Source organism: Streptomyces griseoflavus, from assembly GCF_014649995.1.
Lineage (GTDB): Bacteria > Actinomycetota > Actinomycetes > Streptomycetales > Streptomycetaceae > Streptomyces > Streptomyces griseoflavus.
On sequence record NZ_BMUC01000006.1, the window covers coordinates 70,999 to 90,082 of the forward strand.

General features: G+C 75.4%; 17 protein-coding genes. 10 read left to right on the forward strand and 7 right to left on the reverse strand.

Annotation, left to right across the window (positions count from 1 at the left end):
* The first annotated feature begins 75 nt into the window (after window positions 1-75).
* From IE172_RS14750 to IE172_RS14775, 6 genes are all read left to right on the forward strand, one after another.
* On the forward strand, window positions 76-1,650 hold the full coding sequence (locus IE172_RS14750; protein ID WP_190097673.1) for an SDR family oxidoreductase: 1,575 nt from the start codon (window positions 76-78) through the stop codon (window positions 1,648-1,650).
* A 38-nt stretch (window positions 1,651-1,688) separates the two neighbouring features.
* A complete protein-coding gene (locus IE172_RS14755) occupies window positions 1,689-3,062 on the forward strand; it encodes a cryptochrome/photolyase family protein (protein ID WP_190097674.1) in 1,374 nt (457 codons plus the stop codon).
* Between the two features lie 182 nt (window positions 3,063-3,244).
* Window positions 3,245-4,387 carry a polyprenyl synthetase family protein gene (locus IE172_RS14760; RefSeq protein WP_190097675.1) on the forward strand — a complete coding sequence of 381 codons (1,143 nt, stop codon included), beginning with the start codon at window positions 3,245-3,247 and terminating at the stop codon, window positions 4,385-4,387.
* On the forward strand, window positions 4,384-5,961 hold the full coding sequence (crtI, locus tag IE172_RS14765) for a phytoene desaturase family protein (protein WP_190097676.1): 1,578 nt from the start codon (window positions 4,384-4,386) through the stop codon (window positions 5,959-5,961). Before IE172_RS14760 ends, crtI begins: the two co-directional genes overlap by 4 nt.
* Window positions 5,948-6,943: a phytoene/squalene synthase family protein gene (locus IE172_RS14770; RefSeq protein ID WP_190097677.1), complete on the forward strand. Its 996-nt coding sequence runs from the start codon at window positions 5,948-5,950 to the stop codon at window positions 6,941-6,943. Before crtI ends, IE172_RS14770 begins: the two co-directional genes overlap by 14 nt.
* The gene (locus tag IE172_RS14775) at window positions 6,940-7,950 is read left to right on the forward strand and encodes a DUF5914 domain-containing protein (RefSeq protein WP_190097678.1); all 1,011 of its coding nucleotides are present in this window, start codon (window positions 6,940-6,942) and stop codon (window positions 7,948-7,950) included. The genes IE172_RS14770 and IE172_RS14775 overlap by 4 nt, the downstream gene beginning before the upstream one ends.
* A gap of 64 nt (window positions 7,951-8,014) precedes the next feature.
* Here IE172_RS14775 and IE172_RS14780 read toward each other — a convergent pair whose 3' ends face one another.
* From IE172_RS14780 to IE172_RS14795, 4 genes are all read right to left on the reverse strand, one after another.
* On the reverse strand, window positions 8,015-9,589 hold the full coding sequence (locus IE172_RS14780) for an FAD-dependent oxidoreductase (protein WP_190097679.1): 1,575 nt from the start codon (window positions 9,587-9,589) through the stop codon (window positions 8,015-8,017).
* Window positions 9,586-10,770 carry a lycopene cyclase family protein gene (locus IE172_RS14785; RefSeq protein WP_190097912.1) on the reverse strand — a complete coding sequence of 395 codons (1,185 nt, stop codon included), beginning with the start codon at window positions 10,768-10,770 and terminating at the stop codon, window positions 9,586-9,588. The genes IE172_RS14780 and IE172_RS14785 overlap by 4 nt, the downstream gene beginning before the upstream one ends.
* 170 nt (window positions 10,771-10,940) lie before the next feature.
* Window positions 10,941-12,200 (reverse strand): NAD(P)/FAD-dependent oxidoreductase, encoded by a 1,260-nt coding sequence (locus IE172_RS14790; protein WP_190097680.1) that lies wholly within the window; start codon window positions 12,198-12,200, stop codon window positions 10,941-10,943.
* A 107-nt stretch (window positions 12,201-12,307) separates the two neighbouring features.
* Window positions 12,308-13,309 (reverse strand): MerR family transcriptional regulator, encoded by a 1,002-nt coding sequence (locus IE172_RS14795; protein ID WP_190097681.1) that lies wholly within the window; start codon window positions 13,307-13,309, stop codon window positions 12,308-12,310.
* A 94-nt stretch (window positions 13,310-13,403) separates the two neighbouring features.
* Between IE172_RS14795 and IE172_RS14800 the strand changes: the two genes are divergently transcribed.
* The 4 genes from IE172_RS14800 (at window position 13,404) to IE172_RS14815 (ending at window position 16,086) form a co-directional block, all read left to right on the forward strand.
* Window positions 13,404-14,012, forward strand: a complete 609-nt coding sequence (locus IE172_RS14800) for an RNA polymerase sigma factor (protein ID WP_190097682.1) — start codon at window positions 13,404-13,406, stop codon at window positions 14,010-14,012.
* A gap of 107 nt (window positions 14,013-14,119) precedes the next feature.
* Window positions 14,120-14,959, forward strand: coding sequence for a DUF4397 domain-containing protein (locus tag IE172_RS14805; RefSeq protein WP_190097683.1), 840 nt, complete (start codon window positions 14,120-14,122; stop codon window positions 14,957-14,959).
* Window positions 14,952-15,596 carry a class F sortase gene (locus IE172_RS14810; RefSeq protein ID WP_229886073.1) on the forward strand — a complete coding sequence of 215 codons (645 nt, stop codon included), beginning with the start codon at window positions 14,952-14,954 and terminating at the stop codon, window positions 15,594-15,596. The genes IE172_RS14805 and IE172_RS14810 overlap by 8 nt, the downstream gene beginning before the upstream one ends.
* 70 nt (window positions 15,597-15,666) lie before the next feature.
* On the forward strand, window positions 15,667-16,086 hold the full coding sequence (locus IE172_RS14815; RefSeq protein WP_190097684.1) for a hypothetical protein: 420 nt from the start codon (window positions 15,667-15,669) through the stop codon (window positions 16,084-16,086).
* 32 nt (window positions 16,087-16,118) lie between these two features.
* Here IE172_RS14815 and IE172_RS14820 read toward each other — a convergent pair whose 3' ends face one another.
* The 3 genes from IE172_RS14820 to IE172_RS14830 are packed head-to-tail and all read right to left on the reverse strand — an operon-like array spanning window position 16,119 to window position 19,051.
* Window positions 16,119-17,138, reverse strand: a complete 1,020-nt coding sequence (locus IE172_RS14820; protein WP_190097685.1) for an ABC transporter substrate-binding protein — start codon at window positions 17,136-17,138, stop codon at window positions 16,119-16,121.
* Window positions 17,139-17,177: 39 nt separating this feature from the next.
* Window positions 17,178-17,951 (reverse strand): ABC transporter ATP-binding protein, encoded by a 774-nt coding sequence (locus tag IE172_RS14825; RefSeq protein WP_190097686.1) that lies wholly within the window; start codon window positions 17,949-17,951, stop codon window positions 17,178-17,180.
* Window positions 17,951-19,051: a FecCD family ABC transporter permease gene (locus tag IE172_RS14830; RefSeq protein ID WP_190097687.1), complete on the reverse strand. Its 1,101-nt coding sequence runs from the start codon at window positions 19,049-19,051 to the stop codon at window positions 17,951-17,953. The genes IE172_RS14825 and IE172_RS14830 overlap by 1 nt, the downstream gene beginning before the upstream one ends.
* Window positions 19,052-19,084: the final 33 nt, after the last annotated feature.

Here is a 19,084-nt window from a genome sequence, read left to right on the forward strand (position 1 = left end):
CGCCGACGGGCCCCGCCGTCCGAGTGACCGTCGCGCCGCGGCCCGGTGCCGTGGAACGAGCCGGAGGGAAAGACCGTGGGAACGAGCGGAGTGCGGGAGACGGAAGGGACGCTGTGTCTGGTGACCGGTGCGTCCGGGTACATCGGCGGCCGGTTGGTGCCGGAGCTGCTGGAGGCCGGTCACCGGGTGCGTTGTCTCGCCCGCTCCCCCGACCGGCTGCGCGATCACCCCTGGGCGGCGGACGCGGAGACCGTACGGGGTGACGTCACCGACGCGCGCTCGGTCGCCGAGGCCATGCGCGGCGTCGACGTCGCCTACTACCTCGTGCACGCGCTCGGCACCGGCGCCGGCTTCGAGGAGACCGACCGCCGTGCGGCGCGGATCTTCGCCCGGGAGGCGCACGCCGCGGGCGTCCGCAGGATCGTCTACCTGGGCGGTCTCACCCCGCGGGACGTCCCCGAAAGTGCCCTCTCCCCGCACCTGCGCTCCCGCGCCGAGGTCGGCCGCGTCTTCCTGGACTCCCCGGTGCCCGCGACCGTGCTGCGGGCCGCGGTCGTCATCGGTTCGGGATCGGCCTCCTTCGAGATGCTGCGCTACCTGACCGAGCGGCTGCCGGTCATGGTGACACCCAGTTGGGTGCACACCCGCACCCAGCCCATCGGGGTCCGCGACGTGTTGCGCTACCTGGCCGGCTCCGCCACCATGCCGGCCGACGTCGACCGGGCCTTCGACATCGGCGGGCCCGACGTCCTCACCTACGAGGGCATGATGCGCCGCTACGCCGCCGTGGCCGGCCTCAGGCGGCGGATCATCGTGCCGGTGCCGGTGCTCACTCCGCGGCTGTCCAGTCACTGGGTCGGCCTGGTGACCCCGGTGCCGGCCTCCCTCGCCCGCCCCCTGACGGAGTCCCTGCGCCACGAGGTCGTCTGCCACGAGCACGACATCGCCCGGTACGTCCCCGACCCGCCCGGACACCCCCTGCCGTTCGACCGGGCCCTGTCGCTGGCCCTGCGCAAGGTGCGGGACGCGGAGGTCGTCACCCGCTGGTCGTCGGCGTCCGTCCCCGGGGCTCCCAGCGACCCCCTCCCCACCGACCCGGACTGGGCCGGCGGCAGTCTCTACGAGGACGAGCGGGAACTCCCCGTCGACGCGTCCCCGCAGGCGTTGTGGAAGGTGATCGAGGGGATCGGCGGCGACAACGGCTGGTACTCCTTCCCGCTGGCCTGGGCGGTGCGCGGCTGGCTGGACCGCTTCGCGGGCGGTGTCGGCCTGCGCCGCGGACGGCGCGACGCGGAACGCCTGCGCGTGGGCGACTCGCTGGACTTCTGGCGCGTCGAGGAGATCGAACCGCTGCGCCTGCTGCGGCTGCGGGCGGAGATGCGGCTGCCGGGCCTGGCGTGGCTGGAGATGTACGTCGAGACGGACGACCGGGGCCGCACCCGCTACCGGCAGCGCGCCCTGTTCCACCCCCGGGGGCTGCTCGGCCACGCCTACTGGTGGTCCGTCTCCCCCTTCCACGCGGTCGTCTTCGGCGGCATGGCCCGCAACATCACCCGGGCCGCCGCCAGGGGCCTCACGGCGCGCGGGGGTGACCGGCGCGCCGGGCGCGTCCGCGAGGCGAGCGGCCGGCGAAGTGCCTCCCGCCGGTAGGCATCCCGCGCCCGCACCACCGCACCAGGAGTGACGCCATGACCGTCGCGGTCGTCCTGTTCACCTCGGACCTGCGTCTGCACGACCACCCGCCCCTGCGCGCCGCGTTGCGGGCGGCGGACCGGGTGGTGCCGTTGTTCGTGCTGGACCCCGGGATCCGGGCGGCCGGCTTCGACGTCCCCAACCGGCGGGCCTTCCTCGCCGACTGTCTGCGCGATCTCGACGCCTCGCTGCGCCGCCGCGGCGGCCGGCTCGTGGTGCGCTCGGGGCCGGTCGACCGGGAGGCCGCCGCGGTCGCCGCCGAGTGCGGGGCGAGCGAGGTGCACATGGCCGCGGGCGTCACGGCCTACGCACGGCACCGCGAGGAGCGGCTGCGCGGGCGACTCGGCGCCGGTGGCGTGGCCCTGCGGGTGCACGAGGCGGTGATCACCGCCGTCGCCCCCGGCGCGGTGACCCCCGCCGGGTCCGACCACTTCGCGGTGTTCACGCCCTACTTCCGCCGCTGGGACCGGGAGACGCTGCGGGAACCCCTTCCCGCGCCGCGCGCCGTGCCCGTTCCCGAAGGGGTGCGCGGCGGTCCGGTGCCCGCACGCGCCGACGTGTCCGGCACGTCCCCCGGCCTTCCGGACGGCGGGGAGACGGCGGGGCGGAACCGGTTCTCGCGGTGGCTGCGCGCGGGGCTGTCCTCGTACGGCGACCGGCACGACGACCTGGCCGGTGACGGGACCTCGCGGCTGTCGCCGTACCTCCACTTCGGGGCGCTGTCACCGGTGGAACTCGTGCACCGTGCCCGCCGGACGGGCGGGCCCGGCGCGGAGGCGTTCGTGCGCCAGCTGTGCTGGCGGGACTTCCACCACCAGGTGCTGGCGGCGCGGCCCGGGGCGTCCGGTACGGACTACCGCACGCGCCACGACCACTGGCGCGACGAGGAGGACGCCGCCGAGGACATCGCCGCGTGGCGGGAGGGGCGTACGGGGTATCCGATCGTCGACGCGGGCATGCGCCAGCTGCGTCACGAGGGCTGGATGCACAACCGGGCGCGGCTGCTGGTGGCGAGCTTCCTGACCAAGACGCTGTACGTGGACTGGCGGATCGGCGCCCGGCACTTCCTGGACCTGCTCGTGGACGGCGACATCGTCAACAACCAGCTCAACTGGCAGTGGGTCGCCGGCACCGGCACCGACACCCGTCCGCACCGCGTGCTCAATCCCCTCGTCCAGGCGAAGCGGTTCGACCCGGGCGGCGCCTACGTGCGCCGCTGGGTCCCCGAGCTGGGGGACGTGGGCGGCGCGGCGGTGCACGAGCCCTGGCGGCTCCCGGCGGAGCGGCGCGACGCGCTCGGCTACCCCGACCCGCTGATCGACCTCGCCGACGGGCTCGCCCGCTTCAAGCGGGCCCGCGGCCGCGACTGAGGAGCCCGCCACCCACCGGCCGACAGAACAGTGACATACCATCATCAAACGGGCGCCGATGGGCCGCTGAGGTGAGTCCGTCCGGGACGGCCGCCGTACCGGGCAGACATCAGCGCATCCGGAGCAGGGCACTCGGCGGAAGCACTGGTGTGCAGATAACTGACTGTGAGAAGGGGCCGCGCATGCTTGGACTGCCGCCGATCGTCGCCGTACCCGGTGAACCGGCCGACGACCCCCTCACCCCGGCCGACGCCGCCGGCGGTGCCGCCGCCGTCCTCGAACAGGTCCTGGAGACGCGGCTGCGTGACTCCCGTGCCGTCGACGCGGTCTTCGCCCGGGACCTGGCCGACCGCGTGGGCGCGCTGGTCTCGCGGGGCGGGAAGCGGCTGCGCACGGCCTTCGCGGTCTGCGGCTGGCGCGCGGCGGGCGGTACGGGCGACGCCACCGCGGTACTGCGCACCGGGGCGGCCCTCGAACTGCTCCAGGTGTGCGCCCTCGTGCACGACGACGTGATGGACGGGTCGCTGCGGCGCCGGGGAGGCCCGGCGCTCCACGTCGAACTGGCCCGCGGGCACTGGGCCGCGGGCATGCACGGCTCCGCGGAGGCGTTCGGGTCCTCCTCCGCGGTGCTCGCCGGTGACCTGGCCCTCGCGTGGGCGGACGACCTGCTGACGGAGACCGCGCTGGACTCCCCGCACGGCCGGCGTCTGCACGAGGAATGGCGGGCGATGCGCACCGAGATGGTCGCCGGGCAGTACCGGGACCTGCACGCCCAGGCCACCCGTTCGTCGCACGTCGACGAGGCGCTGGACATCGCCACCCTGAAGAGCGCCCTGTACACCGTCGCCCGTCCCCTCGCCCTCGGCGGGACGCTGGCCGGAGCGGACGAGGGGACCCTGGACGCGCTGCGGGCGGCCGGCCGGTGCGCCGGCCTGGCCTTCCAGCTCCGCGACGACCTCCTCGGCACCTTCGGCGACCCGGCGCTGACCGGCAAGCCCGCCGACGACGACCTGCGCTCGCGCAAGCTGACCTACCTCCTGGCCGTCGCCCTCCGGCTCGCCGACGCCGCCGGGGACCACCACGCCGCCGCCACGCTCGCCCCGGACGCGGACCCGGGCTCGCAGCGGGCGGTCGAACGGATGCGGGCGGCGCTGGAGCGCACCGGTGCCAGGGAGGTGGTGGAGGCGAAGATCGTGGAACTGACGGACCTGAGCGCGCGGCACTTCGAGCGCACGGGCGCCCCTCCCGCCGTCCGGCAGGAGTTCGCCGCGCTGGTCGCCCGCGCGTCGGACGTGGCTCCGCGCCGCGCCGAGGGGGTCGCGTGAAGCGGGTGCCGGGACCCACCGACCACGTGGTCGTGGTGGGTGCCGGTCTCTCCGGCCTGGCCTCGGCCCTGCACCTGCTGGGTGCGGGCCGGCGGGTCACGCTCGTGGAACGGGACGACGGTCCGGGCGGCCGGGCCGGCCGGGTGCGGCTGGGCGGCTACCAGGTGGACACCGGACCCACGGTGCTGACCATGCCGCACCTGGCCGACGAGGCGTTCGCGGCGGTCGGCGACAGTCTCTACCGCCGCGTCGAGCTGACGGCGCTGCACCCGGCCTACCGGGCGTCCTTCGCGGACGGCTCCTCCCTCGACGTGCACACCGACGGCGAGGCGATGGAGGCGGAGGTGCGGCGTTTCGCCGGTCCGGCGGAGGCGGCCGGCTACCGCGGTCTGCGGCAGTGGCTGGAGCGTCTGTACCGGGCGCAGATGGGCCGCTTCATCGACACGAACTTCGACTCGCCCTTCCAGCTGCTGCACCCGGACCTGGCCCGCCTGGCGGCGCTGGGCGGGTTCGGGCGGCTGGACGGCCGCATCGGCCGGTTCCTCTCCGACGACCGGCTGCGCCGCGTCTTCACCTTCCAGGCCCTGTACGCCGGGGTGGCCCCGGCCCAGGCGCTCGCGGCGTACGCGGTGATCGCGTACATGGACACCGTGGCCGGTGTCTGGTTCCCCAAGGGCGGCATGTACGCCCTCCCCCGGGCGATGGCCGACGCGGCGGCCGACGCCGGTGCCGACCTGCGCTTCGGCGCCGAGGTGAGCACCCTGGAGCGGTCGGCCGGCCGGGTGCGGGCCGTACGTCTGGCGTCCGGCGAGCGGATCCCGTGCGACGCGGTGGTGCTGACCTGTGAACTGCCCACCGCCTACCGGCTGCTGGGGCGCCGGCCGCGGCGTCCGGCACCGCTGCGCCACTCGCCGTCCGCGGTGATCCTGCACGCCGGTACCGACCGCACCTGGCCCGGGCTGGCGCACCACACGCTGTCCTTCGGCGCCTCCTGGGAGGGCACGTTCGACGAGCTGACCCGCTCGGGCGAGCTGATGAGCGACCCGTCGCTGCTGATCACCCGCCCGACCACGCACGATCCGGGACTGGCGCCGCCCGGCGGCCACCTCCACTACGTGCTCGCTCCCTGCCCGAACACCACGGTCGGACCCGACGCCGCGACGTGGCGGGACCTCGGCCCGCGCTACCGGGACCGTCTGGTCGGCGAACTGGAACGCCGGGGCCTGACCGGGTTCGGGGACAGCGTGCGCGAGGAGCTGCTGGTGACCCCGCTCGACTGGACGGCGCAGGGACACGCGGCCGGCAGTCCCTTCTCCGTAGCCCACACGTTCGCCCAGACCGGCCCCTTCCGGCCGCGCAACCTCGTGCGCGAGGTGGAGAACGTGGTCCTGGCGGGCTGCGGAACCACTCCGGGCGTCGGCGTGCCGACGGTCCTCATCAGCGGCAAGCTCGCCGCCGCCCGCGTCACCGGCGGCGCCGGCCGGCGCCCCGCCCGCGCGCGCACTCCCCTGACGGCCGTGCCCGCGCCCTCCACCACCACCCCTACTCCGGCAGGTGCCGATGACCCGTCGTGAACTGGACGCGGCCGGGATCACCGATCCCGCGCTGCGCGCCGCCTACACCCAGTGCCGGCGGCTCAACGCCCGCCACGGCCGGACCTACTTCCTGGCCACCCGTCTCCTGCCGCTCGAGGACCGCTCGGCCGTGCACGCCCTGTACGGTTTCGCCCGCTGGGCCGACGACATCGTGGACGACCTCGGCCGGCACCGGACGCCCGACGAACGCGACCGGCTGCTGCGCCGACTGGAGTCCGACCTCGCCGACGGGCTGCGCACCGGCGGCGGGGACGAGCCCGTGGTCCGGGCCGTGGCCGACACCGCCCGCCGGTACGGCATCGAGCACGAGCTGTTCGCCGACTTCATGTCCTCCATGCGTGCCGACCTGACCGTCACGGACTACCCCACCTACGCCGACCTGCGGGGCTACGTGCGCGGTTCGGCCGAGGTGATCGGCCTGCAGATGCTGCCGGTCCTGGGGACGGTTGTGCCCCGCGAGGAGGCGGCGCCGCACGCGGCGGCCCTCGGTGTGGCCTTCCAGCTCACCAACTTCCTGCGGGACGTGGGCGAGGACCTCGACCGCGGCCGCGTCTACCTGCCCGGAGACCTGCTCGCCGCGCACGGCGTGGACCGGCCGCTCCTGGAGTGGAGCCGGCGCACCGGGCGCCACGACCCGCGCATCCGCGCGGCCTTCGTCGCGGCGGACGCCATGACGAGGGAGGTGTACCGGGAGGCCGAGCCGGGCATCGCCATGCTCGACCCGCGGGTGCGTCCCTGCATCCGTACCGCGTTCACCCTGTACGGCGGCATCCTCGACGCGATCGCGGCGCAGGACTACACCGTGCTGCACCGCCGCGCGGTGGTCTCCCGCCGGCGGCGCGCGGCGACGGCCGCGGCCGGTGTGCTGCGCGTGGCCGCCGCCCGGTGGGGCGCGGGCGCCCCACGCCGGGCCTCCCCGGCCGGCGTTGCGGTGCTCGACCGGAAGGGGCCGGTGCGATGAGGGGACGGACGGGCGGGCCGCGCTGGACCCCGCCGCTGCGGCGCCGGCGTTCCGGCCCGGACTGGGCGACGCAGACGCCGACCTGGCGTCAGGCACGGCCGGCGCTCATCGCGGACGCCCTCAAGCGCGCCTGCGCCCGCCCTTCGGGCAACTGGTTCGTGGTCGGCGCGTCGCGGACCGTCCGCGCCGCGGGAGGCCCCTACGGCAGGACGGTCGGCGGTACGGAGGTCGTGCTGTGGCGCTCCGACACCGGTGAGCTGCGCGCGGGACCGGGCGTGTGCCCGCATCTCGGTGCTCCCCTGCGGGACAGCCGGGTGGTGTGCGGCACGCTGGTGTGCCACTGGCACGGACTGGCCCTGGACGGCTCGCCGTTCGCCGGGTGGCAGCCGTTCCCGGTGCACGACGACGGGGTGCTGGTCTGGGTGCGTCTGGACGAGGTGGGCGGCGAGGAGCCCACCGAGCGTCCCGTCGTCCCCCCGCGGCCCGCGGCGGGCAGCGGGGTGGACGCCGTGTACACCGGGGTGGGGCGGTGCGAGCCGCAGGACGTGGTGGCCAACCGGCTCGATCCGTGGCACGGCTCGTGGTTCCACCCCTATTCGTTCGTCGACCTGTCGGTGGCGCGCGAACCGGAGGGGGAGGAGGACGACGCCTTCGTCGTCGACGTCTCCTTCCGGGTGGCCGGGCGACTGGTGGTGCCGGTACGGGCCGAGTTCACCGCGCCGGAGCCGCGCACGGTCGTCATGCGCATCACCGACGGCGAGGGAGCGACGTCCGTGGTGGAGACCCACGCGACACCCCTGACCCGGGCGGGCGAGGAGCGGCCCAGGACGGCCGTGGTCGAGGCGGTCGTCGCCGCCTCCGACCGGCGCGGCTTCGCACTGGCCCGGGCCGCGGCACCGGCGCTGCGCCCCCTGATGCGCCGGACCGCCGGACGCCTGTGGCGCGACGACCTGGCCTACGCCGAACGCCGCTGGGCGCTGCGCAGCACCGGACGCTTCCCCGGCTGATCCGCGCGGCCCGGGCCGTGCTGCCCGGCGGCACCCGGTGGGGTGCCGCCGGGCGGCGGGCCGGTCAGCGGGCAGGGTGGTCGTCCGCGAGAGCCCCGAGCGCGCGGAGCACGGGTGAGCGGCCCGCCCGCGGCACGGTCCACAGCACCTGTCCCCGTACGCCCCGGTCACCGAGGAGGGCGTTGGCCGCGAGGAAGCCGGTGGTGGCGGCCCGTTCCATGAGGGCGACCGGCAGGTCGCAGCGGATCGCGTCACCGGCCAGGACCAGCCACGGGTGCGGAGTGCGTACGGAGGGGCGGCGGCGGTGCGAACCGACCGGGAAGAGCGGGCAGTCCGAGCGCCACTCGTGCCGTGCGTCGACCACCCGCGCGTCCCCGGTCTCCGGGTAGATCCGGCGCAGCCGGTCCAGGAGCGTGTCCTGCACCTGTTCGGGTTCCGCCGCGGGGTCCACGGCGTAGGCGTGCAGTTCCACCACCGAACCGCCATTGCGTGCCGCCCAGCGTGCGGCTTCGCCCTCGTAGCGCTCCAGGACGCTGATGTTGTCCAGGCCGTCGTAGCCGCTGGTGCCGAGGAAGCCGGGGCGGTCGGAGCGGACCGGACGGTCGAGCCAGAGCCGGGAGACGAGGAACGGCGGGGCGGTGCGCAGGGCCGCGACGTCCTCCCGCCAGGCGGAGGTGCCCAGACCGGGTGACGACTCGACGATCCGGCGCAGTCCGCCGGTGTCGGTGGCGAGCACCACGGCCTGGTGGCGGTCGGTGCCGGCGTCGGTGCGCACCTGCGCTCCCCCGCCGTCCAGCGGGGAGATCTCGTGGGTCGGCGTCCCGGTGCGGACGTCGGCGCCGAGGCGCTGGAGGTAGTCGCCGAGCGGCTCCCACAGTGCCTGCGGGAACGGCTCGTCCGGCACGTCGAAGAGCAGCCCCTCGGACGAGCCGAGGAAGTAGATGTGGAACATCAGCAGCAGTTCGGCGGCGGACAGTTCCCGCGGGTCGGCGAAGAAGCTGCGGGAGAACACCTCGAAGGCCAGGTGGTGCGCCGCTTCCGGGAAGCGCACGCGCTCCAGGAAGTCGGTGGCGGTGACGTCGTCGAAGCGCTCGTACACCTCCGGCACGCGCACGTCGAGGAGCGGGAGCGCCGCCCGGGCGTCCATGGCGGCCAGGTCGCGCCAGCCGAAGGTGGGGCTCAGGGCGACGAATCCGAGCGCGCTGAGCGGCGGGGTCCGCGGGACGCGGGCGAAGCTGTCGGTCAGACCGCCGCTGTGCCGCAGGGGGTAGTCGGGCAGCGGGGTGAGCCGGGCGAGGGCGGGGTCGGTACGGCGGAGCAGACCGCGCAGGTTGTAGTACTGCCGGAAGAAGGCGTGGAAGCCGCGGCTCATGGTGACCGGTGAACCGTCCGCGAGGCGGGTGGGGTGGCCGGCGAGCCGGCCGCCGAGGGAGTCCTCCCGTTCGTAGAGGGTGACGCGGGCGCCGCGTTCGGCCAGCAGGGTGGCCGCGGCCAGGCCGGCGATGCCGCCGCCGATCACGCCGACGGACGGTTCGTCCCCGCGCCGGAACCGGGGTGCGCCGGGCCGGGGCATCAGGATCTCGGCCTTGCGGTCGCGGCCCCGCCGCGGGGTACCGCCGGAGCGGGTGCGAGGGGTCATCGGTGGTTTTCTCCGTTTCGTGACAGGGGGTGGGTGCGGCGGGGCAGGAAGGGCAGTTCGAGCGCCGTGCGGAGCATGGGCAGCACGGGCGTGCGCAGTCCGATGCCCCATTCCTCCAGCGGTGAGGTGGCTCCGTCGAGGAAGCGCAGCAGGCGCTGCGGCGGGACGTGGCGGAACAGGCCGGTGAAGAAGTCCGGTCCGTCGATCCGTCCGGTGTCCAGGGCGCGCAGCAGTACCGCGTCCATCGCGAGGGCGCGCCACCCGTGGGGGGCGGGCACGGTTCCGTGCCCGTCGCGCAGGGCGGCCGCCACGGCCCTGCTCTGCCGCTGCACCGCGGCGAAGGTGTAGCCGGTGGCCGGACGCGTCGCGCCGCCCGCGGTCCCGATGCGGAAGACGGCCTTCCCCGTCCGGCGCGGGAAGCGGGCGTCGGTCATCGGGATGACGCCCTGCTCCGTCCGCTCCACGGTGAACGCGCCGAGGCCCAGGACGTCACGGCAGTAGTGGCCGAGCGCCGCCTCGTAGGCGTCGGCGGTCAGGGCGGCGCGGGAGAACTCGGTGTACTCCACGAGCGCCCGGTCCGGGGCCAGCGGCAGGACGTAGCCGAAGGCGAGCCCGTGCGCGGGCTGCGGCACCCGGAAGTCCATCAGGTCGGCGACCCGGGGATCGAACCGTTCGGTGTCGGTGCGCACGAACCAGCCGCGGAAGTGCTGGAGCAGCCGGGTGCGGGCCGGCGGCAGGGCGCGCGGCGGCCGCGAGTCGAACACGTGCCGGGCGCGCAGGTGCAGGGGCCGGCCCGTGGGAAGCGTGCACCGGACCACCGCGCCCCCGGGCCCGTCGTGCACCGAGTCCGCCGTCGCCCGCAGGAGCCGTCCGCCCGGGGAACGGTCCAGGAGTCCGTGGACGTGCTGTTCGAACGCGGTGGAGCGCACCATGCGGTAGGTGAACGGGGCCGGGTCGACGGTGACGTCCCGGCCGTCGGCGCCGTGGACGCGCAGCACGGGCCAGGACGCGCAGACGACGTCGTCGAGGTCTCCGCCGCCCCGGTCCCAGTAGCACCAGGTCCGCTCGGCCGGCCGGAGCGGTCCGTCCGGCGGCTCGACCACGGTGACGGTGAGCCCGTCCGTCCCGGTCAGCCGGTGGGCGAGGCTGAGGCCGGCCGCGCCACCACCGAGGACGACCACGTCGGAGGTGTCGGCCGGGGGGCGCGTCCCGGGGGCCGCTGGTCGGTGCTCATGGCCGCTCACTTCCACGCTTCACTCCGGGGACGGGGTCGACGGTTCTCTGGTGCACTTCGGGTCGTTCACTCATTCGGGCCGACGGCCCGTCATGGATGCGGTGGCCGGTGACCGGTTCAGCGGTGTGTCCCCGGCCGTCCCAGGTCGGCGAGGACCTCCCGTGCGGCGCGCGTGCCGGACGCCAGGGCGCCCTGCACCGATCCGGTCGCCCTGTGGTCCCCGCACACGTACCGGCCGGGGCCGAAGCGGGTCGTGCGGCTCAGCGGCCAGGGCGGGAGCATCGCCGGGAGCGCGCCCTCGACGGTGCGGGCGGCGACCTGGCTCCAGCCGCTCGTGCCCGTGCCGTACAGGTCGGCCAGCCGGCGGCGTACCGCGTCCGCGGTGCCGGGCCGGTCCTCGCCCAGGACCGAGGTGGAGACGAGCGCGGTGCCGGGCGGCGCGTAGGTGGGAGCGGCCTCGCTGAGCACGCAGGTGTTGAGGATCGCGCCGGTGCTGTCCGTCATCAGGGTCGGCTCCGCCAGCGGTGTGCGGTCGGTCGCGTGGTAGTAGGTGGTGACGGTGCGTCCGTCCGGGACGGGCAGGCCCGGCAGCAGGCGGGCGGCGGTCACCGCGTCCGTGGCGACCACCACGGTGCCGGCCGCCACCTCGCTGCCGTCCCCCAGGAGCACTCCCGCGTCGGTGACTTCGGCGACGGGCGTCTCCGGCCGCAGGACGCCGTCGGGCAGATCGTCGGCGAGCCGGGCCGGGACCGCCCCGATGCCGGCGGCGGGCAGGCACAGGGTGCCGCGGGCCATGCTCCGCCAGACCAGGTGGAAGAAGCGGGCGGAGGTCTCCAGACGGTCCTCGAGGAACACCCCGGACAGGAACGGCCGCAGCACGTGGGCGATCACCGCGTCCGACAGGAACGCGCGGGACAGGGCCTCGGAGGTCGAGCGGTCCGCGCGGTGTTTCAGCAGGTCCGCGGGGAGCACCGTGTCGCGGGCGGTGAGCGCCGCCAGCGCGGCCAGGTCACGGGCCGTCAGACCGTTGCCCGGCAGCAGCGCGCGTGCCGCGCCCGGGCTCCGGGTCGGGTCGGCGAGGCGCAGCGGTCCGCCCGGGGTGTGGGCGATGACGCCGGCGGTGAACGGCCGCAGCCGCAGGCTCCTGAGGTCCAGGCGTCGTTTCACCTGCGGATAGGAGGTGTTGAAGACCTGGAAGCCGCGGTCCAGCAGGAACCCGTCCTGCCGGTCGGTACGCATGCGGCCCCCCGGCCGGTCGGACCCCTCCAGCAGGGTCACCCGCAGTCCGGCGCGGCACAGGTCCAGCGCGCAGGCCAGGCCGGCCAGGCCCGCGCCGACCACGACGGCGTCCGGTGCCCCGCGGTGTTCGTCGGTCATGCTGCTCCTCCTTCGGCGGCGGACCGCGGCCGCGACCGCCGGCCCAGCGGACCACGTTCCCCGGGCCGATGCCAGGCACCACGACCGAGTGCCCGGACGACGGCGTCTCACCGGGCGACGACCGACTCCAGGGCGGCGACGGCCTCGGCGAGCCCCACCGGACGCGCCACGCCGGGCACCGCCCGCCCCGCCCAGCCCGGCCCGAGGGTGAGGACGGCCGGCTTGCGGCGGGCACCGCGCACCCCCCACTCCATGCCGGCCACGTGCTGGGCCAGCGGCCGGCTGGCGGTGGTGCGGGACTGGGCCCACAGCCCGACGGCGGCCGGCCCGGTCCTGCGCACCGCCGCGACGAGCGACTCGACCGGCAGGGCCCCGCCGAACATGCGCACCGGGATGCCCCGCTCCGTCAGTGCGGCGGACAGCACCTCCAGCGCGAGGGTGTGGCTCTCCCCCGGCACGCAGGCGAGCACCGTGGTGGCGCCCGGGCGGTCGGCGACCGTGTCGGGCGAGGTGCGGCGCAGCGCGCCGGAGACGTGCCAGGAGAGGAAGTGCTCGACCTCCACGTACCTCTCCCCCGACGTCTCCCACTTGCGGCCGACGGCCTGGAGGGTGGGCACGATCACCTCCGTCCAGGCGGCGACCAGTCCGTGTTCGGTGATCGCGGCGAGCAGCAGCCGGTCCAGTGCGGCGGCGTCCAGCCGCAGGGCGGCGCGGGCGATGCCCTTGCACTCCTGGCGCGCGTCACCGAGCCGTAGTCCGCTGCCCGCCCGGCTGCGGGCCGGCGCGCGTCGTGCCGGCGCGGCCCGCGGGCCGGCCGGGGCCGCTTCGGGCGGCTCCTCGCTGCGGGCCAGGCGTGCGGCCTCGGCCGGGGGGAGCCCGTCCGCCGTCAGCGCGCACATCCGCTCCAGCCGCGCCACGTCCGCCGCGGTCCAGCGCCGGTGCCGGCCTCCGGTGTGCTGGTCGGGCCCCAGTCCGTAGCGGCGGTCCCAGGTGCGGACCGTGGTGGGGGCCACGCCCAGGCGCCTCGCCACCTCCCCGGTGGTCAGCCCGCCGGCCGGCGGGACGCCCTCGCCGTCGCGGTGCCCGCCGCTCTGCGTCAGCTCGCTCATGACCCCATCGTACGACGCACAAACGACGCATGTTGTCTGCGTCGTTTGTGCGTCCAAGACTGGGACTCACGCGCTCGGCAGGAGGAGTCAGGCCATGAGCACCCATACGCGACCCACCACCGTCCTTGTCCCACCCGTGGAAGAGACCCGGTACGAGGAGGAACTGGCCCGGGGGCTCGTCGCCGCCGACGAGGAGGCGTTCGCGGCGATCTACCGGCGCTGGGGCTCACTCGTGCACACCATGGCCGCCCGGTCCCTCGGCGACGCCCACGAGGCGGACGACGTGACCCAGCAGGTCTTCATCGGCGCCTGGCGCGGGCGGCACGGCTTCCGTCCCGACCGGGGCCCGCTCGGCGCCTGGCTGGTCGGCATCACCCGCCGCAAGATCGTCGACGCGCTGGCCGCCAGGACGCGGCGCCTGTCCCTCGCCGACTCGGCCGCCCACGCCGCCGCCCCCGCCGGGCCGGCCGCGGGGGCACCGGACGACGTGCTGGACCGGGTGCTGGTCGTCCAGGCCCTGTCCCGGCTGCCGCACGCCCAGCGTGAGGTGCTGTGCATGGCGTTCTACGAGGACCTGACCCAGGTCCAGATCGCGGAGCGCACCGGCGTGCCCCTGGGGACGGTCAAGAGCCACGCCCGCCGCGGTCTGCACCGGCTGCGCCGGGTGATCGAGCAGGGCCGGGAGACCGGCGCGGGCGCGTGACCGATCCGGAGAATCCGTGCCCCGGGCGCATCCGCGGCACCTCACCAGCAGGAAACAGGACCGAGACTCCGCAGCGTGCGAAGACTCCTTCGAAAGGGATGATCCCCATGACCTCCCGGACCCCCCTCACCCTCGCCGCCTCGGCCGGTGCCTGCGCGCTCGCCCTCGGGGTGGCCGCGCCCGCCGTGGCGGCTCCCGACGCCGAACAGAAGACGGCCATGGTGTCGGTCTTCCACGGCATCCCCGGGATGACGGTCGACGTCTACGCCAACGGCAAGGCGCTGCTCAGCGACTTCAAGCCGGGCACGGTGACCGAGCCGCAGTCCCTCGACGCCGGCACCTACGACATCCAGATCTTCGAGGCGGGCCAGAACCCCGACGGCACCCCCGCCCTCGAGAAGGAGGTGAAGGTGCCCGAGGGCGGCAACGCCACGATCGCCGCCCACCTCTCCGCCGACGGCAAGCCCGAACTGACGGCCTTCTCCAACGACGTGTCCAAGGTCGACCCGGGCAAGTCGCGCCTGACGGTCCGCCATGTCGCCGCGGCACCGGCCGTGGACGTGCGGGCCGGCGGACAGCCCGTCTTCAGCGACCTGACCAACCCGAACGAGGACACCGCGGCGGTCGACGCGGGCACGGTCGAGGCCGACGTCGTCCTCGCCGGGACGAACACCGTGGCCATCGGGCCGGCCGACCTGAACCTCCAGGAGGGCACGAGCAACGTCGTCTACGCCTGGGGCAGCGCCAACGACAAGAACCTGGCCCTCGCCACCCAGAAGTTCAGCGGCATGGAGTCCACGCCCAACGGCGTGCACGCGGGCGGCAGCGGTGCCGCCGCCGCCTCGCCGAACTCCTCCGACGCGTGGCTGGCCTGGGCCGCCGCGACCGGAGCGGTCACGGTCACCGGTGTCCTGGTGGCCCGCCGCTACGCGGGCCGGCGTGCCTGACACCGTGCGGCGTCCGGCCGTGGCGGCTGCCGGGCTGGCGGCCGCCACGGCGGCCGTCCTCGGTGTCGTGCTGCTGCCGCCGGGGTCGGGAGCGGCCCCGGCGGACTTCGGCGCCGGACCTCCGGTGCACACGGCGGCGGTGGCCGGCACGCCCGGCGCGGCACGGCAGGACGCCGTCCCGGTCCGGGAGGCTCCGCCCGAGCGGGTCCGGGTGGCCGGCGTCGGCCTCGACGCCCGTGTCGAGGCCGTCGGTGTGGCCCCGGAGGGCGACATGACCGTCCCCGACGACCCCGCGGTGGTCGGCTGGTACCGCTACGGACCGGCGCCCGGCAGTCCCCAGGGGTCGGCCGTGCTCGTGGGGCACGTCGACACCGACACGGGCGACCTGGGCGAGTTCGCCGCGCTGCGCGACGTGGGGCGCGGCGAGACGGTCGAGGTGCGGCGGGCGGGGGCGGAGCCGGTGGTCTACCGCGTCGTCTCGCGCACCACCGTCCCGAAGGACGAGCTGCCGCCGTCCGTCTTCCGCCGGACGGGCGCCCCGGTCCTCACCCTGATCACCTGCGCCCCGCCGTTCGAGCCCGAGCGGGGCGGCTACACGGCGAACCTCGTCGTCACCGCGGAGCCGGTGGACGGCTGACGGCGTCGCTCCGCGAGTTGGACCAGCCCGTGCCCGCGGCGGTACGGGCCCCGAGACACCGGAGGTCGCAGTGGACCACGTGGATCCGGCGCACCTGGTGGAGCTGGCGCTCGGTCATGCGACCGGTGACGAGGACGTCGGCAACCTCCGGCACATCGCCTCGTGCCCGCGCTGCCGGGAGGAACTGCGGCGCACCACCCGTGTGGTGAGGTCGGCGCGCGGCGCCGAGGGCGCGGACCTTCCGGCCGCTCCCCCGGAGCACGTCTGGCAGCGGATCGTCGGGGAGCTGTCGCCCGGGACCGCCGCGCCCGCGACCGGCCGGAGCCGCCCCGGCCGGTCCGCGTGCGCGGTCCCCGCCGCCCGGGCACCCGGCGCCGGCCGGCGCGCGGTGTTCCTCGCGCTCGCCGTGGTCGTCGGTGCCGTCCTGCTCCGCAGGCTCCGGGCCGGGGCCGGCCGGGGACGCTGGGGGCGGCGCCGGCGGCCGTGGTGACGCCGTGCGTGCTGAGCGCCCCTTGCCCGGGCTCAGGAGCCGAACGCCCGCAGCCGGGCCGCGAGGGAGTCGACGGCCGCGGGGTTGCGGGGGCTCTCGACGAGATCGACGTAGTCGAGGACGACGATCCGGTCCTCGCGGACGGCCGAGACGTTGGCGAGCGGCTCGTAGGACCTGAGGAACGCGCGCTTCTGTTCCGCGCTGACGTCCCCGTAGTCGTTGATCACGATGACCTCGGGATCGCGGGCGACGACCGTCTCCCAGCCGACGGCGGTCCAGCTGTCCCGGAGGTCCTTCATGATGTGGTCGCCGCCGGCCCTGGTGATGATGTCGTGCGGTCCGGCGAAGGCGCCCGCGGTGAAGGGCTTGTCCTCCCCGCTGTCGTAGAGGAAGACCCTCGGCCGGTCGGCGCCCTTGGGTGCCTTCGCCTGTGCCGCGGCCACCCGCGCGCGGAACGAGGCGACGAGGGTCTCGGCCCTCTCCTCGACGTCGAACACCTTCCCGAGGTTGCGCAGGTCCGTGTAGAGCGCGTCGAGGGGTGCCATCACGCCGCGCGCCTTGCCCCGGCCGTTGCGGCACGACTCACTGAGCACGTACGAGTCGACGCCCAGGCGTCGCAGCGCGGCCGGCGTGAAGCCCTCGCCCTCGTCGAAGCCGTAGTTCCAGCCCGCGAAGACCAGGTCGGCGCGGGCGTCGAGCACCAGTTCCCTGGTGATCCGCTGCTTCGAGAGCCACGCGGTCTTCCGGTAGCCGTCCTTCCACGGCACCGCCGTGAGGTCGCCCTTGTCGTCGGGCATGACGTATCCGGCCATGTGGTCCTCCAGGCCGAGGGCGAACATGATCTCGGTGATGCCGACGTCGTTGGTGACCACGCGCCGCGGAGCCCGTTCGAAGGTCCTCTTCTCCCCGCAGTTCTCGACGGTGACCGGATAGTGGCCGCCGGACGCCCGCTCCCCGTCCCCCTTCCCCTCCGGCGGTACCCGCGCACCGCAGCCGGTGACGGCGAGGGCCAGGACGAGGGCGAGGGCGGCACGGCGTACGGGATGCGGCATGGTGGTGACTCCTTGGAGGTCGGGGCGGGAAGCGGCGGACTACGGGCGGGGGAGCCGGTCGAAGAGCAGTTGGACCGCGCCGGTCCCCGGGTGCACGACGCGGTGCGCCCGGACACCGAAGACCTCCGCCAGCAGACCGGGCGTGAGGACGTCGTGGGGGGCACCGGAGGCGACGATCCGCCCGCCGTCGAGGACGTGGAGGAGGTCGCAGTGGAGCGCGGCCAGGTTGAGGTCGTGCAGCGCGGTGAGCACGGTGGGCCCGCCGGCGCGGACGAGGGACAGGAGTTCCAGCTGCTGGGCGATGTCCAGGTGGTTGGTGGGCTCGTCCAGGACGAGGACCCGCGGCTGCTGGGCGAGCGCGCGGGCGATCAGCACCCGCTGCTTCTCACCGCCGGACAGGGTGAGGAAGCCGCGGCCGGCCAGATGGGCGGCGCCGACGCCCTCCAGTGCGGCGGCGCAGGCGCGCCGGTCCGCCTCGCTCTCCCTGGCCACCGCCCCCTGGTGCGGCAGCCTGCCCATGGCGACGACCTCCGCCACCGTGAAGTCGAACTCCGCGGCCACTTCCTGCGGGAGGGCCGCGACGCGGCGCGCGCTGTCGCGCGGGCTCATGGCGAGCAGGTCGTCGCCGTCCAGGCGGATCGCACCGGCCGTGGGACGCAGGGCTCGGTAGACGCAGCGCAACAGGGTCGACTTGCCGCTGCCGTTGGGTCCGACGACCCCCACGAACCGGCCGCTGCCCGCGCGCAGGGAGATGTCCCGCACCACGTGCGTGCCGGAGATCTCGACCGTGACCCTGTCGATGTCGACCCGCATCACGCGCCTCCGAAGGTGTAGGTACGGCGCCGCATGAGCAGCAGGAAGCAGGGCACGCCGATCGCTGCCGTCAGGACGCCCAGGGGCAGTTCGGCGGGGGCGAGCACCACGCGGGAGAGGATGTCGACCCAGATCAGCAGGACGGCGCCGGCCAGGGGCGCCACGGCCAGCAGCCTGCGGTGGTCCGCCCCGACCAGCATCCGGGCGGCGTGCGGGACCATCAGGCCGACGAATCCGATCGCCCCGCTCACCGCGACCACCGCCCCGGTGACGGCGGCGGCGCCGAGGAAGAGCTCCCGGCGGAGCCGGCCGGGGTCCACGCCGAGCGCGGCGGCGGTCTCGTCGCCCATGGCGAGGGCGTTCAGGCGCCGGGCCGACCAGCCGAGGTGGAGGAGCCCGCCGAGGACCGCGCAGCCGGCGATGGGGACGGAAGACCAGCTCGCGCCGCCCAGACTGCCGAGCAGCCACATCATCGCGGACCGGGCCGCCTCGCCGTGCTCGGCGGCGAACACCATGAACGTGGTCACGGCGGAGAAGCCGTAGTGGAGCGCGGTCCCGGTCAGCACGAGCCGCAGCGGCGTCAGACCCCGCGGGGTCCGTGCGATCGCGTACACCAGCGCCATGGCCGCGAGCGCGGAGAGGAACGCGGCCGTGGACAGCGCCCAGACGCCGAGCGCCGCGAAGGCCCCGAAGATGAGCACGGCGTTGGCTCCGACGGCCGCGCCGGAGGAGATGCCGAGGACGAACGGGTCCGCGAGGGCGTTGCGGACCATGGCCTGGACGGCGACGCCGACGGATGCCAGACCGGCGCCGACGACCGCCGCGAGCACGGCGCGCGGGAAGCGGAGTTCCCACACGATGGTGTAGGAGGAGACCTCGTCCGCCGTGATGGAGCCCCCGGTGGTCCCCGCCCAGAGGTGGCGCAGTGCCTCGCTCCACGGGATGCCGGAGGCGCCGATGCCCGCCCCGCAGACCAGGGAGACGGGGAGCGCGACGCACAGGCCGGCCACGAGCAGGGGCAACGGGACGCGCCGGGACGGTGGTTCGGTACCGGCCGGGGCGTGGTGGGGTACGGGTGTTCGGTCGTGGAGCGTGGCCACGGGCTGGTCGCCTTCGCGTCGGGCCGTGCGCCT

Excerpts from the sequence above, each read along its gene's own strand:
- IE172_RS14770 (WP_190097677.1), top strand. The coding sequence starts at position 5,948 with ATGACCCGTCGTGAACTGGACGCGGCCGGGATCACCGATCCCGCGCTG.
- IE172_RS14825 (WP_190097686.1), bottom strand. The coding sequence starts at position 17,951 with ATGCGGGTCGACATCGACAGGGTCACGGTCGAGATCTCCGGCACGCAC.
- IE172_RS14790 (WP_190097680.1), bottom strand. The coding sequence starts at position 12,200 with ATGACCGACGAACACCGCGGGGCACCGGACGCCGTCGTGGTCGGCGCG.
- IE172_RS14795 (WP_190097681.1), bottom strand. The coding sequence starts at position 13,309 with ATGAGCGAGCTGACGCAGAGCGGCGGGCACCGCGACGGCGAGGGCGTC.
- IE172_RS14800 (WP_190097682.1), top strand. The coding sequence starts at position 13,404 with ATGAGCACCCATACGCGACCCACCACCGTCCTTGTCCCACCCGTGGAA.
- IE172_RS14760 (WP_190097675.1), top strand. The coding sequence starts at position 3,245 with ATGCTTGGACTGCCGCCGATCGTCGCCGTACCCGGTGAACCGGCCGAC.
- IE172_RS14755 (WP_190097674.1), top strand. The coding sequence starts at position 1,689 with ATGACCGTCGCGGTCGTCCTGTTCACCTCGGACCTGCGTCTGCACGAC.
- IE172_RS14805 (WP_190097683.1), top strand. The coding sequence starts at position 14,120 with ATGACCTCCCGGACCCCCCTCACCCTCGCCGCCTCGGCCGGTGCCTGC.
- IE172_RS14820 (WP_190097685.1), bottom strand. The coding sequence starts at position 17,138 with ATGCCGCATCCCGTACGCCGTGCCGCCCTCGCCCTCGTCCTGGCCCTC.
- IE172_RS14780 (WP_190097679.1), bottom strand. The coding sequence starts at position 9,589 with ATGACCCCTCGCACCCGCTCCGGCGGTACCCCGCGGCGGGGCCGCGAC.
- IE172_RS14775 (WP_190097678.1), top strand. The coding sequence starts at position 6,940 with ATGAGGGGACGGACGGGCGGGCCGCGCTGGACCCCGCCGCTGCGGCGC.